Genomic DNA, 13,061 nt, shown 5'->3' on the forward strand with positions numbered 1-13,061 from the left:
CAGCAGGATTTCGAGAGGAGAAAAAAATGAACGCAAAAAGATTTTATCCAACAGCTATTGCACTTTATTTTACTTATTTTATTCATGGTATTGGGGTATCCATTATTGGCCAATACAAACAAGATTTTGCTGGAATGTGGGGAGCTGACAAACTTTCTGACGGTACATTTGATGTTAGTATGGTCATTGCCGTTATCGCCGCACTTGGGCTAGGTCGCTTACTTACATTACCGATATCTGGGCCTTTCTCAGATAAATTTGGTCGTAAACCTTCAGCCCTGATTGGTGTCGCTTTATACGCGGTTTACTTTATAGGTCTTGCCTTTTCACCAAATATGTATATCGCTTATGCCTTTGCTTTTGTCGGAGGAGCTGCAAACTCATTCTTAGATACTGCTGTAACACCTTCTGTTCTAGAAATTTTCACTAAAAATGGTGCTATTGCCAACATGTTTACGAAATTCTCTATCTCTATCGGGCAATTCGTTTTACCTTTTGCGATTGGGATGGTTGCAGCAGCTAACATGTCTTTCCGTACACTATTCATTATCTCCATGGCGTTAATCGTGATTGATGGTTTAATTATTGCATTTATGCCATTCCCTCCAATGAATAACAATGTTGGTGGCGAAAAAACAAAACCAGAAAAAATGAAATTCAATGCAACTAGTTGGGCCATTATTGGTATCGGATTTACTTGTACCGCCACTTTCCAACTTTGGCTAAACTGTAACCAGGAACTTGGGAAACTATATGGTATGACCGATCCAAGTCAAATTCAATCATTCTATTCACTTGGTACAATGTGTGCTATTTTAATTACCGCAGTTCTCGTGAAGAAATTTATTTTACCAGTGCGTATTCTCATTATTTATCCAGCAATTGCTACTTTAATGTTGCTTATTATCTATATTGTTCAAACACCCACTATTTGCTTAATTGGTGGATTCGTCATTGGTTATGCTGCCGCTGGTGGTGTCTTGCAACTAGCTGTATCTACTGCCAACGAGTTCTTCCCAACTAACAAAGGGAAAATCACTTCCATCGTTATGATTTCATCCAGCCTTGCAAACTATATTGTTTTAAACATCGCAAGTTATATTACTAAAGCTGGTGGTATCGAAGGACCAAAATATGTGTTATTATTCAATGTAGTAATAACAATCATTGGTATTTTACTAGCAATCTTTGTCAATATGCGTTATAAAAATGAATCTAAAATAGCAACTAAATAAGTTATTCATTCAACTGAGTAGTCATCTGCTCAGTTGAACTTGTATATCATTTGTGAAATTAAGCACAAACTGATGCAATTTATCTATATGTATGTGTTTAAAATAAGAGTCATATTTATAATCCCCAAAGTAACTACATAAAGGAGCGCAAAACTATGAAAAATAAATATTTATCTACATCACTCGGACTTTATATGAATTATTTCGTTCATGGGATGGCATTAATCATCATTGCCCAAAATATTGATTTTTTATCTCAGAAATGGAATACTGATTTAGCTGGAGCGGCTGGTGTTGTATCCTCGTTTGGGATTGGTAAGTTATTAGCCGTTTTTGTTTCTGGTAAACTTTCAGATAAGTTTGGTCGTAAACTATCTGTTATTCTTGGTGTATTCTTCTATATTGTCTTTTTGGGCGGGATTTTGCTAAGCCCTAATACGATTGTTGCCTATGCTTTTGGGATTTCAGCTGGGATTGCCAACTCGTTTTTAGATACTGGTACTTATCCAGCGCTTATGGAAGCTTACCCGAAAAAAGCAGCATCTGCAAATATCGTGGTGAAAGCTTTCGTTCAAGCGGGTCAATTTCTGTTACCATTTATGATTGCCTTTATTCTGGCAAATAACTTGTGGTATGGCTGGAGTTTTATCGCTTTAATTGTTATTTTACTAATTAATTTACTGTATACCTTGACGCGTACTTTTCCACCAATGACCGTTGGGAAGCCACTTGATTTTGAAAAAGAAGTAGCTATCGAAAAAAAGCAGAGATTTCATTTTAGCATTGACGAAATTTGCTTGATTTTATTCGGATTTGTCGCCCAAACGTTGCTTTACATCATGAGTCAATGGATTGCGAAATACGGCTCTGAAGTGATTCATATGACAGATAACGCTTCTAGGCTACTAGTAAGTTACGCAAGTGTTGGAGCGATTGTTTGTGTATGTATTACCTTTGTTTTAGGAAATCGTGGCGTGAAGACGTTATACATATTGATAACGTATGTAACGATGACCATGCTGATTTCATTCGTGCTCTTTGCTTTCCCGAATGAGATTGTCTGTCTAGTTGGCGCTTTCTTGTTAGGGTACTTCTCTGCTGGTGGAATTATTCAATTAGGTTTAACTTTACTTGCAGAAGTTTCTGCGCGAGGAAAAGGCTTTGTTACAAGTCTCTATACGATTGCTGAAGGAATAGCCGTATTTAGTATTCCGTTGATTGCAGCAGCCATTTCACGTATCGACATTGCTGCAATATTTTTATTAAATTCAGGAATTGCTTTGTTTGGTTTGATACTGTTAATGATTGTTTTTGTTCGGAAAAGAAAGTTTGGACGGAGTAGCATATAATAAAAAGCCGAGAATTGCCACTCAATTCTCGGCTTTTTCATTGTTTTCTAAAGCTAATAATGATTTTTTCATTGCTAATCCACCACTAAAACCTGTTAATTTCCCATTCTTACCAATGACGCGATGGCATGGAATTATGAGTAATAATGGGTTTTTGCCAATTGCAGCACCAACTGCTCGGACTGCTCGCGGACGATTAATTTGTTCAGCAATTTCGGTATAGGTTCTTATTTCTCCATATGGTATGGTTTTTAGTGCTTCCAAAACTTCTATTTGTAATTTACTACCTGATAGCTCGATTGGAACGTCGAAGGCTTTTAATTCTTTATTTTTATAAGCAAGAATCGTGTTTTTATAGTTGGTTAATTTATTGCTATCCAATATAGCTTTATTAATTCGTTTTTCATCAGTACCAACATACACAAGTGCATTTTCATTTGCCATAAGATACAGTTTCATATCAAAAAAACGAATCGAATCATAGAAAAATTTTTCCATTATCATCACCTCTTCCTTAAGTTAATTATACGCTAAAGGATATTAATTTCCTACTCACTACTATAAAAAAAGCAAGATTAGAAAAGTTTCTCTCGCAATTTATGCTAAGAACGTTTATGATTAGTAAGAAGTTGAGGTGATAAAAATGTCGGCTTATTACTTAACCAAAAAACGTTGGCTTGCGATTGCTAATAATGATAATGCGGCAGATGGCATTTTTTTTTATGGCGTAACTTCCACCAAAATATTCTGCTATCCATCTTGTAAATCACGTTTGCCAAAAAAAGAAAATATCGTTATTTTTAAAAATGCTGAGGAAGCTATTTCACATGGGTACCGAGCTTGCAAAAGGTGTAAATCAGGCGGTACAACTCTTCCAGATACAGAATGGATCGAAAATATCCAAGCTTATATTCAAGATAATTTCGCCAATCCTTTAACTTTACAGACAATTGCCGAGAATTGCCATGGTAGCCCCTATCACTTACACCGAACGTTCAAGCGAATCACACAAATTACGCCAATTACTTATTTAGAAAATATTCGGATTGCTTATGCAAAAAAACAATTGTCTAATTCCACTCGATCCATTGAAGAAATTGGAAAACTATCCGGCTACCCAAACCCCTCTCATTTTTCAACGACATTTAAAAGACATACTGGTTTATCACCGAATCATTTCCGAAAAGCTTATCAATAAAAATATAGAATGGATGATACTAATATGACTCATATTACATTACCAATTATCGAAGACTGGGAAGGCTTAACGCTTAGCTCCATCTTGCAAGAAAAGTTCCACTTAGGAAAAAAAGCACGCCATGAAATAAGAATGTCTCATGATGTTCTGCTTAATAATAAGCCTTTGGACGACTGGAATACACCACTTTTTGTTGGCGCGAGTCTGTCATTGCCAATTATTTTGCATGAAAAAATCCCTGTTTATGACTATGATTTAGAGATTATTTATGAAGATGATTTTTTGCTAGTTGTGAATAAACCTGTTGGCATGAAGACACATCCGAATGATTCCTATGAAACGGATACTTGTGCAAATGCGGTACAATATTATTTAGAAAAAACTAATCAAGAGGCAAACGCGCTTGCTGTTCACCGCTTAGACCAAACCACTTCTGGATTAGTGCTCTTCGCTAAAAACAAACTAGCCATTGCTGGTCTTTCTTGGCAAATGGAAAACCGAGCAATTCACCGTACCTATCTTGCAGCAGTGGATGGTACTTGGGGGCTTGTAATGCAAACGATTAATAAACCTATTGGTGAGGATAGACATCATGGATCAAGACGTCAAATCAGTCCATATGGCCAACCTGCTGTTACACATGTTACTGTTTTAGAGAACGATACAGAAAAAAATACATCTCTCGTTGAATGCCAAATCGAAACTGGACGGACACATCAAATCCGTGTTCATTTAAGCGGCATCGGTCATCCAATTATTGGTGACACACTTTATGGCGGTTCTCCGCGTGCTAATCGTATTATGCTGCACGCTGAAAAATTACATTTAAATCATCCTTTTAAAGGCAAAGAAATGAATTTTTCTGCACCAGCCGGTAATGATTGGGTATTTTAAAAAGTCACAACATTACGTCGTGACTTCTGTACAAATTTCTACTTTTATTTTGTCGGGGTCCTCAAAAAAGACAGCATAATGATTTTCACCGCCAGCAAATGGATATCGATCTTCATAAAGAAGCTTTACTCCTTCTGCTTTTAACTTGTCTCGAAAGAAATCAATCCGTTCTTTTGAGCCACCATGAAAAGCTAGATGATTGAGTCCAGTTCGCTTGCGGTGATAACCTTCTGCCAAAAAACTTTCCTCCGTTTGCACAAATACTAAATAAGTATCCTCATATTTATAGCTAAAGCCAGCATTCCAAGTCTGATATAATTCATAAGAAAGTAATTCTAGTAGTTCTGACCAAAACAAGCGACTCTTTTCTAAGTCTGCTACATAGATTTCTAAATGGTGTAACATTTTACATATCCTCAATATGTTTTAGTGCTTCCCTGTGACTAATCGGAGCAAGTTCATGGCTATTTATAAAATGCCGAACTTCCTCTGGATTTACCTTAGCGTATTGACGAAGCGCCCATCCGATTGCCTTTTGAATAAAGAATTCTTTAGACTCTAGCCATTTTTCACAGTTAGCGAATAATAACTTTGCATCCGTTTTTTCCTTGTATTTAAGCTGAAACAATATGGCAGTTCTCGCTAGCCATATATTATCACCATTGATCCATTTCGAATTATAGTTCGGAATGAGGTCAGGGTATAGTTTAAAATGGTTACTTATTATAGTTCCTGCTAAACCGTCTACTGTATCCCACCATGATTTTGTTGCAACTAATTCCTCGTATACTTGGATAGCCTCACTCGATTGTTTTTTCCCGTAACGACTTAATAAATCAATCGCGACATATTGTAATTCGCGCTCTTCTTCTTGGAATAATTCTCGCGCAAGCCCTAGCAAATCATCGGGCTCTCCTTCTTCTTTTAAAAATGTCGCTAGCAGGTTTTTACGTTCCCCTGCTCGAATGCCTAAAAAAGAAAATTGGTTTTTCATATAAGCTTCCATTGGGACCGCATCCGTAGCAGAACGATTTGCGCGAAAAACTGTTTGAATAGCTGTCAATCCGTTTTTCCACCTGTTAAATACGCTCGTTCTCGTTCGATACTACTTAAAAAATATTCTAGGTCATCTGGGTCCGGTCCAACCCGTTTGCCAGTTTCTAAGCGATCGATTTTTTCCATATCACTGGCATCCAAGTGAAAATAGGATAAACGCGAATTTTCTTTAATCCGGCCAGAAGTAATGGATTTAGGAAAAATGATTGTGTTTCGATTCAAGTGCCATTGTAGAATCACTTGGTCCACAAATGCGCCATGCTTTTTCGCGATTGCGTTAATAACTGGATTTTGCATTAAAGTTCCTTTCGCAAGTGGAGACCATGCAGCATGCGCAATATTTTGTTCTGCTAAATATTTCCTTAAGTCATTTTGCGGCAAAAGTGGATGTGTCTCAACCTGATTTAATACTGGTTTTTGATTTGCTGCAACTAATAAGTCACTTAAATGATGTTGTTTAAAGTTTGCAACACCAATAGATTTAATCAGTTTTTCATCATGTAACCGTTCCATCGCTCGCCAAGAATCTCGATACTTTCCAGCCACTGGCCAATGAATTAAATATAAATCCAAATAGTCCAACTTCAAATTTTTCAAAGTTCGTTCAAATGCAAATAGAGTTTCATCATAACCAAGATCACCGTTCCAAACTTTCGAACTAATAAATAGCTCTTCGCGTGAAATAGCACTATCGACAATGGCTTGCCCTACGATTGCCTCATTATTATAAACTGCCGCTGTATCAAATAACCGGTAACCAACTTCAATTGCCTTTTCCACAGCCCCAGCGATAAATTCTTGCTCTGTCACTTGAAACACACCAAGCCCAATATAAGGAATTGATACATTTCCAGGTAAAACCATTCTGTCTTGTAATGTTTTTGTCAATCCAAAAACCTCCTCACGAAAATCGTTTGTGAACTTTTTCTCTTAAATGAATTATACACTATTTTCGCAAATTTATATTTTAAAACCAGTATACCGAAATGAGCCTTACTCTCCTAATAAAAAGTCATAAAAAAACAACTTTTTTTATTCATTTTCTTAAATACCTAAAAATAGCCATTGGAAACGCTATCAGAGTGATTATTTAGCTAACTGTCGAAAAAAAGTTTCCTATTTATTCCCATCCTATGTTAGTATTAATTTGTGGTAAAAATCTATCATATTTTTTATTTCTTTTTGTTAACTTATCGTTAAGAAAAAAGCTCCCTTTTCAATCGAAAGTGAGCATTTATTAATGACCAAAAATGATCGGGGGAATTAAGGAAATGGCTTTTAAAAATAAAAAAGACCGTTTTGCTTCGTTGTTACATGACATTGCAGTAAATTTACATGAAGGTGCGAATTTCTTTGCAACGTATAACATCAATTCGGTGGAGGACTTACATACTTTCTCGAATAAAATCAAAGAATATGAAACAGCTGGGGACTCCATGGTTCACAAAATGATTATGGAATTGAACGATGCTTTTATTACACCAATCGAACGTGAGGATATGTTAGAACTTACCAATCGCCTAGACGATGTAATGGATGCACTTGATGAAACGGCTTTCTCACTAGAAATCTGCCAAATCACTCATTATGATGAATACATGACTAAATTTATCCAAGCAATTCAAGCAAGTACTGTTGAAATTGAAAAAGCAGTTGACCTTGTTTTTGATAAAAAATTAAAAGATGTTCGTAAACTTGCAATTCAAATTAAAGATTACGAATCCCAATGTGATGATGTTTACCGCGAATCACTTATCCAACTTTTCCAAAATGAAAAAGATCCAATCAAACTTATTCGTCTAAGAGAAGTTTATGAAAAATTAGAAGACATTGCTGATAGTTGTCAAAGTGTTGCTAATACGCTTGAGTCAATTGTCATGAAAAATGCGTAAGGGGCCTAGATAAATGGAAGGAATGTTTCTTATCACCCTCGTCATCGTTCTTGCCGCGCTAGCATTTGACCTAATTAATGGGTTTCATGACACAGCAAACGCAATCGCGACTAGTGTCTCTACAAAAGCCTTAAAACCTAGACATGCAATTATCCTTGCCGCTGTCATGAACTTTGTCGGAGCAGTTTCTTTTACAGGGGTTGCTAAAACGATTACGAAAGATATCGTGGATCCATTTAGTTTGAATCATGGTGAACTTGTTATTTTAGCAGCGTTATTATCAGCCATTGCTTGGAACTTAATTACATGGTACTTCGGAATTCCTAGTAGTTCCTCCCATGCATTAATTGGTTCTATCGCGGGTGCAGCTATTGCATCAGCTGGTTTTTCCGCGCTCGAATACGGCGGATTCACTAAAATTATCATCGGACTACTTGTTTCTCCTGTTCTTGCTTTTGTCGTTGGTTACACCATTTATTCGCTCTTTAAGATTTTCTTGAAGAACTTGAATTTAGCAACGACGAATAGAAGATTTAGGATGCTTCAAATCGGTACCGCTGCTTTACAATCTTATACACACGGAACAAATGATGCGCAAAAATCAATGGGGATTATCACTATGGCTTTAATTGCTGGTGGTTTCCAAACAACTGATGATGTGCAATTATGGGTTCAAGTATCTTGTGCGATTGCCATGGCAGTTGGTACAAGCATTGGTGGTTGGAAAATCATCAAAACAGTTGGTGGCAAGATTATGAAAATCAAACCTGTTAATGGTGTAGCGGCTGACTTAAGTTCTGTTATTATCATTTTCGGTGCTACATTTATCCATTTACCAGTTAGTACAACACACGTAATCAGCTCTTCTATCCTTGGTGTTGGAACAGCTCACCGTGTTAAAGGAGTAAAATGGGATACAGCACAGCGGATGATTATTACATGGGTGATTACACTCCCAATCTCCGCAACAATTGCAGCAATCCTGTTCTACGTACTAAATTTCTTCTTATAAAAAATAAGACCGAGGCAAAACTGACTCTGAATAGAAAAATCCGTATCGAAAATCTGTTATTAGATTTCCGATACGGATTTTTGCTACTAAGCCACTGAGATGCGCCATTTCCCGTATATTATTAGACATGACATAGAGGTTTTGGTTGATAATTTATTTTTAACAAAGTGGGCTATTTTTGTCTGCTTATTTCTAAATTCTCAGCTTTATTTTGTAATTTGCTACTCTTTACAAGAAGATAGCAACATGCTGTCATAGATTTACTCTAATTATACATTATATAATTAGCAGATTTCGTTGAACCAATATCTCAGAAATAATTACTAAATATTTTATTATTGTTCATAAGATAAATAATTCTTCGGTATTGTGTAAGCAAATTTCTCTTCTGCTTCATCAGACTTCACCGAATTACCACTAACTACATAATCACCGTACACCTTGTTAGGATTCTTATGAAACATAAAACTGTACGTGAACTCGCAATTAACTTTTGAATCTAATTTACTCCTATTTTTACTCGTCAATTTTTCTCCATTGAAAAAATGTTGTTGTTCTTTCACTGTCTTTTTCCAATTTTCATAGTCTTTTTTGGTTGTTATTTCTTTTGGATACCACGGTTCTGCACCAAAGAATTTTTGATTATATTCTGTCGCATCAACAACGATTACTTCATTTTTAGGGATACCTGCTTTTTCAATAACTTGGTTTATTTCAGCGTCTGCTTGTTTTGTTTTAATATAAATATTCAGCATATAACCACCAACAATCAAAATAACTACAAGCAACATGCTTCCTAAAATAACTTGCCATTTTTTCATAAGTCTCACTCCTCTATATTTAGAAAGTCCCTACTTTGTAAGGCATGTATTTACCCGTAAATAAATTTGGTAAAGCAGCAGAGCTTACAAATGATAATCCCGCCATCGAAGGTTGAATTACAGTAGCATTACCACTACCGTAATAAAATGATTGAAATACTAGTTTCGAGCAATAATTTGGATTACGGGTTGTTGTTGCGTCAGTAAGACGATAAGTAATGTGTCGGTTCTTTTTATAACCATGTCCACTGTTCCAAAAAGTTGCATCTGCATAATTCGCACACTTATTTGCCGTACTCTTGTCAGGGATACGCCATAGTTGAATCCAATTTTCTATATGCTTAGAAGGTCTAACACCTTGTTCTGCTTTACCAAATATCCAGTTATCTTTACTAAACTGATGGTTATTATCGCTTATTCCAGTAGCAAGCCATTTTGCTATATTTCCTCCACCACTCATTTCAAGTATATACGTATCGCTTGTCGCAATTGCTGCATGCCCAAAACCACCATTTGAAATGATTAGGATGTCTCCTTTTTTTATGGCATTTTTCAACTTATTTCCATTAGTGGTTTGGCTTCCTTGTGCTAAATTATATTCATTCTTTTCAAATCCAGAATGCTCGTCTAAATTATTTGTTTTCTTTTCGGATGCAGAATGCCCTTCTCCGTCTGGGAATGCACCATAATTAGCAATATCACTAAACCACTGTTCAAATGTCAACCCTTTTCCATATTTTATACTCTTCTTCAGCAAAAATATAATTCTCTTTAAATGCATTAAAAGTGTATTTTTCAGAATTCACTTTACCTTTTTTTATAGCTTCTTGATATAGTGCATTTATAGACTCATTACTACTAACTTCCGCATTTACAACTCTATTATGTGTTCCAAAGGACAACAATAGAATAACTACTACACTTAAAATAACACAATACCCTTTTCTCATTTTCTCTCTCCTTTTATTTTTTTATGTCCCAAAAGTATATTGCCTATCTCCCATCTAAATATTACTATTTTATTACAGTAGAGTAAAGTTGTTCGTGAATAATAACACATTAAAGAAATATAGACCTCACATAATCACTAAAAAAAGCACCTACCTGTAAAGTCAATATTTTCACCCGAGTTTACAATTAGTATCTATACTATTATTTTATATTAGGTCTATTGACTCAGAATCCCCACCACGGACAGTAAGCAAAAAAGATAGCACATCCGTTAGTATTATGTTAAATTCTACCGTCCTTTTTATACATAGATGTGAATAAAGTGAATGTTTTTCAGCATAAAAACGGATTTATTTGAAAAAAGATTGCATAATTAATCATTTTCATGTATTATAATAATCATCGATAATAACCGTTTACTTATCATAGACAAAAGGGAGTTGTATCCATGCAGAAGAACTTTTTACAAAAGCTCGCAGCAATTGCACTTATTTTTATATTTGTATTTTCTGGCTTCACTACAGTATTTGCTGCTGATAAACAAGATGAAACTTTAACTAAAATCCAGGAAAAAGGCGTTTTAACAGTTGGACTTTCCGCTGACTATCCCCCATATGAATTTCATCAAACCATTGATGGAAAGGATGAGATTGTTGGTTTTGATGTAAGTATAGCTAAAAAGATTGCCAAAGATTTAGATGTTAAATTAGATATTAAGGAAATGAACTTCGATAGCTTGCTAGGTTCACTAAAAACTGGCAAAATCGACATGATTATTTCCGGAATGTCCCCAACACCAGAACGTCAAAAAGAGGTAGATTTTTCTGACCCTTATATGTTTGTTCAACAGCGTGTTGTTGTACGAAAAGCAGATAAAGAAAAATTTACAAGTGTCAATGATTTTAATGGTGTTAAAGTAGGCGCTCAAAAGCAAACGACTCAAGAAGAATTAGCACAAAATGAACTCATTGGCTCTGATGTTGTTTCTCTACAAAAAGTTCCAGACTTAATTCTTAACTTAAAAAGTAATAAAGTCGATGCCGTTGTTTTAGAAGGTCCTGTTGCAGAAGCTTACTTAAGCCAAGACAAAACGCTTGCGATGGCAGACATCAAATTTGTCAATGGGAGTAAAGAAACTGCTATTGCTATGCCAAAAGGCTCCACTGCCCTTCAAGATAAAGTCAATGCTTCTATTAAAAAAATTCAAAATACTGGTTTACTAAAAGATTATCAAAAAGAAGCAAACAAACTAATGTTCCAAGATGGTAGTTTCTATGAAAAATATGGTAACTACTTCGTTAAAGGTACATTAATCACGATTGCTCTTGCTGCTATTGGCGTTTTATGCGGGGCAGTTTTAGGCTCCTTGCTTGCACTAATGAAATTAGCGAAAACAAGATGGTTACGCTGGCCAGCTGCTTGCTATATTGAATTTGTTCGTGGGACACCACTTCTTATTCAAATTTTCATCGTCTTTTTCGGAACACAAATTATCGGAATGGATGTATCAGCCTTCGTATCTGGTTGTATCGCCCTATCCTTAAACAGCGCTGCCTATGTGGCTGAAATCATTCGTGCAGGTATTTCTGCTGTAAACAAAGGTCAAATGGAAGCAGCCCGTTCCCTTGGTATGACACAGTCAGCTAGTATGCGTTACATTATTTTACCGCAAGCTGTCAAAAACATTCTTCCTGCACTTGGGAATGAATTCGTTACTGTTATCAAAGAATCATCCATCGTTTCGGTAATCGGTGTAACTGAATTAATGTTCATGACTGGTGTGGTCCAAGGCGCAAGCTTCAAACCATTTATCCCACTAATCATTACTTCATTAATTTACTTTGTACTAACATTCAGCTTGTCAAGACTACTAGGTGTTGCTGAAAGGAGAATGAGAACAAGTGATTAATATTAAAAATTTACACAAACATTTCGGCAAATTGGAAGTCTTAAAAGGCATTGATCTGGAAATCGCAGCCGGTGAAGTGGTCGTAGTTATCGGCCCTTCCGGAAGCGGAAAAAGCACTTTTTTACGGTGTCTAAATTTATTGGAACAACCAACAGCTGGTCATATTTTATTTGAGAATAAAGATTTAATGGCGAAACAAACTAACGTCAATGAGCTTCGTCAAAAAATGGGAATGGTTTTCCAAAATTTCAACCTTTTCCCACATAAAAACGTCCTAGAAAACCTAATGCTCGCCCCAATGAAAGTGAAAAATGAAGCTAACTCTACTGCTAAAAAGCATGCGCTAGCACTTCTTGATAAAGTCGGTCTTGCCGATAAAGCGACAAGTTATCCTTCGCAATTATCAGGTGGACAACAACAACGGGTTGCCATCGCACGTGCACTAGCAATGAATCCTGATGTAATGCTTTTTGATGAGCCAACTTCAGCACTCGATCCGGAAATGGTTGGCGAAGTTTTAAGTGTTATGAAGGCACTGGCTAAAGAAGGCATGACAATGGTTGTTGTAACGCACGAAATGGGCTTTGCAAGAGAAGTTGCTGACCGTGTTGTCTTTATGGATGCTGGCGTGATTCAAGAACAAGGCACGCCAGAAGAAATTTTTGGCAATCCACAAAATGACCGTACGAAAGACTTTTTAGGAAAAGTTTTAGCATAAAAGCATGATCACGTCTTACCAACTAC

At 36.1% G+C, this 13,061-nt stretch carries 15 protein-coding genes; 8 read left to right on the forward strand and 7 right to left on the reverse strand.

Going from position 1 to position 13,061, the window contains the following annotated elements:
• The first annotated feature begins 26 nt into the window (after positions 1 to 26).
• Both CKV67_RS11550 and CKV67_RS11555 read left to right on the forward strand, forming a co-directional pair.
• The gene (locus tag CKV67_RS11550) at positions 27 to 1,235 is read left to right on the forward strand and encodes an MFS transporter (protein WP_014093555.1); all 1,209 of its coding nucleotides are present in this window, start codon (positions 27 to 29) and stop codon (positions 1,233 to 1,235) included.
• 155 nt (positions 1,236 to 1,390) lie between these two features.
• The gene (locus CKV67_RS11555) at positions 1,391 to 2,584 is read left to right on the forward strand and encodes an MFS transporter (RefSeq protein WP_014093556.1); all 1,194 of its coding nucleotides are present in this window, start codon (positions 1,391 to 1,393) and stop codon (positions 2,582 to 2,584) included.
• A gap of 21 nt (positions 2,585 to 2,605) precedes the next feature.
• On the opposite strand, the gene CKV67_RS11560 is transcribed toward CKV67_RS11555, so the two are convergent.
• Positions 2,606 to 3,082 carry a methylated-DNA--[protein]-cysteine S-methyltransferase gene (locus tag CKV67_RS11560; protein WP_014093557.1) on the reverse strand — a complete coding sequence of 159 codons (477 nt, stop codon included), beginning with the start codon at positions 3,080 to 3,082 and terminating at the stop codon, positions 2,606 to 2,608.
• A 145-nt stretch (positions 3,083 to 3,227) separates the two neighbouring features.
• Between CKV67_RS11560 and CKV67_RS11565 the strand changes: the two genes are divergently transcribed.
• Together CKV67_RS11565 and CKV67_RS11570 are read left to right on the forward strand one after the other, a co-directional pair.
• On the forward strand, positions 3,228 to 3,782 hold the full coding sequence (locus CKV67_RS11565) for a bifunctional transcriptional activator/DNA repair enzyme AdaA (protein ID WP_014093558.1): 555 nt from the start codon (positions 3,228 to 3,230) through the stop codon (positions 3,780 to 3,782).
• Positions 3,783 to 3,806: 24 nt separating this feature from the next.
• Positions 3,807 to 4,676, forward strand: a complete 870-nt coding sequence (locus CKV67_RS11570; protein ID WP_014093559.1) for an RluA family pseudouridine synthase — start codon at positions 3,807 to 3,809, stop codon at positions 4,674 to 4,676.
• 12 nt (positions 4,677 to 4,688) lie between these two features.
• On the opposite strand, the gene CKV67_RS11575 is transcribed toward CKV67_RS11570, so the two are convergent.
• From CKV67_RS11575 to CKV67_RS11585, 3 genes are read right to left on the reverse strand one after another with little or no spacing between them, the layout of a single operon-like run.
• The gene (locus tag CKV67_RS11575; RefSeq protein ID WP_014093560.1) at positions 4,689 to 5,081 is read right to left on the reverse strand and encodes a VOC family protein; all 393 of its coding nucleotides are present in this window, start codon (positions 5,079 to 5,081) and stop codon (positions 4,689 to 4,691) included.
• Between the two features lies 1 nt (position 5,082).
• Positions 5,083 to 5,739: a DNA alkylation repair protein gene (locus CKV67_RS11580; RefSeq protein WP_014093561.1), complete on the reverse strand. Its 657-nt coding sequence runs from the start codon at positions 5,737 to 5,739 to the stop codon at positions 5,083 to 5,085.
• Positions 5,736 to 6,620, reverse strand: coding sequence for an aldo/keto reductase (locus CKV67_RS11585; RefSeq protein WP_014093562.1), 885 nt, complete (start codon positions 6,618 to 6,620; stop codon positions 5,736 to 5,738). The genes CKV67_RS11580 and CKV67_RS11585 overlap by 4 nt, the downstream gene beginning before the upstream one ends.
• A gap of 383 nt (positions 6,621 to 7,003) precedes the next feature.
• On the opposite strand from CKV67_RS11585, the gene CKV67_RS11595 reads away from it, so the two are divergent.
• Entirely contained in the window at positions 7,004 to 7,624 is a 621-nt protein-coding gene (locus CKV67_RS11595) for a DUF47 domain-containing protein (RefSeq protein ID WP_003723380.1), read from the forward strand.
• A 13-nt stretch (positions 7,625 to 7,637) separates the two neighbouring features.
• The gene (locus CKV67_RS11600) at positions 7,638 to 8,636 is read left to right on the forward strand and encodes an inorganic phosphate transporter (protein ID WP_014093563.1); all 999 of its coding nucleotides are present in this window, start codon (positions 7,638 to 7,640) and stop codon (positions 8,634 to 8,636) included.
• Positions 8,637 to 8,971: 335 nt separating this feature from the next.
• Here the strand turns inward: CKV67_RS11600 and CKV67_RS11605 are convergent, their stop codons facing one another.
• The 3 genes from CKV67_RS11605 to CKV67_RS14825 are packed head-to-tail and all read right to left on the reverse strand — an operon-like array spanning position 8,972 to position 10,407.
• The gene (locus CKV67_RS11605; protein ID WP_014093564.1) at positions 8,972 to 9,457 is read right to left on the reverse strand and encodes a hypothetical protein; all 486 of its coding nucleotides are present in this window, start codon (positions 9,455 to 9,457) and stop codon (positions 8,972 to 8,974) included.
• Positions 9,458 to 9,476: 19 nt separating this feature from the next.
• A complete protein-coding gene (locus CKV67_RS11610) occupies positions 9,477 to 10,181 on the reverse strand; it encodes a hypothetical protein (protein WP_231845371.1) in 705 nt (234 codons plus the stop codon).
• On the reverse strand, positions 10,171 to 10,407 hold the full coding sequence (locus CKV67_RS14825) for a hypothetical protein (protein WP_032363897.1): 237 nt from the start codon (positions 10,405 to 10,407) through the stop codon (positions 10,171 to 10,173). The genes CKV67_RS11610 and CKV67_RS14825 overlap by 11 nt, the downstream gene beginning before the upstream one ends.
• A 449-nt stretch (positions 10,408 to 10,856) precedes the next feature.
• Here CKV67_RS14825 and CKV67_RS11620 point away from each other — a divergent pair, with 449 nt between their 5' ends.
• Complete coding sequence (locus CKV67_RS11620; RefSeq protein WP_014093566.1) at positions 10,857 to 12,317, forward strand: ABC transporter substrate-binding protein/permease; 1,461 nt, start codon at positions 10,857 to 10,859, stop codon at positions 12,315 to 12,317.
• A complete protein-coding gene (locus tag CKV67_RS11625) occupies positions 12,310 to 13,035 on the forward strand; it encodes an amino acid ABC transporter ATP-binding protein (protein WP_014093567.1) in 726 nt (241 codons plus the stop codon). Before CKV67_RS11620 ends, CKV67_RS11625 begins: the two co-directional genes overlap by 8 nt.
• Positions 13,036 to 13,061: the final 26 nt, after the last annotated feature.

It is taken from the genome of Listeria ivanovii subsp. ivanovii, from assembly GCF_900187025.1.
Classification (GTDB): domain Bacteria; phylum Bacillota; class Bacilli; order Lactobacillales; family Listeriaceae; genus Listeria; species Listeria ivanovii.

Coding starts and splice junctions, on each gene's coding strand:
- CKV67_RS11550 (WP_014093555.1), top strand. CDS start 27: ATGAACGCAAAAAGATTTTATCCAACAGCTATTGCACTTTATTTTACT.
- CKV67_RS11555 (WP_014093556.1), top strand. CDS start 1,391: ATGAAAAATAAATATTTATCTACATCACTCGGACTTTATATGAATTAT.
- CKV67_RS11560 (WP_014093557.1), bottom strand. CDS start 3,082: ATGGAAAAATTTTTCTATGATTCGATTCGTTTTTTTGATATGAAACTG.
- CKV67_RS11565 (WP_014093558.1), top strand. CDS start 3,228: ATGTCGGCTTATTACTTAACCAAAAAACGTTGGCTTGCGATTGCTAAT.
- CKV67_RS11570 (WP_014093559.1), top strand. CDS start 3,807: ATGACTCATATTACATTACCAATTATCGAAGACTGGGAAGGCTTAACG.
- CKV67_RS11575 (WP_014093560.1), bottom strand. CDS start 5,081: ATGTTACACCATTTAGAAATCTATGTAGCAGACTTAGAAAAGAGTCGC.
- CKV67_RS11595 (WP_003723380.1), top strand. CDS start 7,004: ATGGCTTTTAAAAATAAAAAAGACCGTTTTGCTTCGTTGTTACATGAC.
- CKV67_RS11600 (WP_014093563.1), top strand. CDS start 7,638: ATGGAAGGAATGTTTCTTATCACCCTCGTCATCGTTCTTGCCGCGCTA.
- CKV67_RS11605 (WP_014093564.1), bottom strand. CDS start 9,457: ATGAAAAAATGGCAAGTTATTTTAGGAAGCATGTTGCTTGTAGTTATT.
- CKV67_RS14825 (WP_032363897.1), bottom strand. CDS start 10,407: ATGAGAAAAGGGTATTGTGTTATTTTAAGTGTAGTAGTTATTCTATTG.
- CKV67_RS11620 (WP_014093566.1), top strand. CDS start 10,857: ATGCAGAAGAACTTTTTACAAAAGCTCGCAGCAATTGCACTTATTTTT.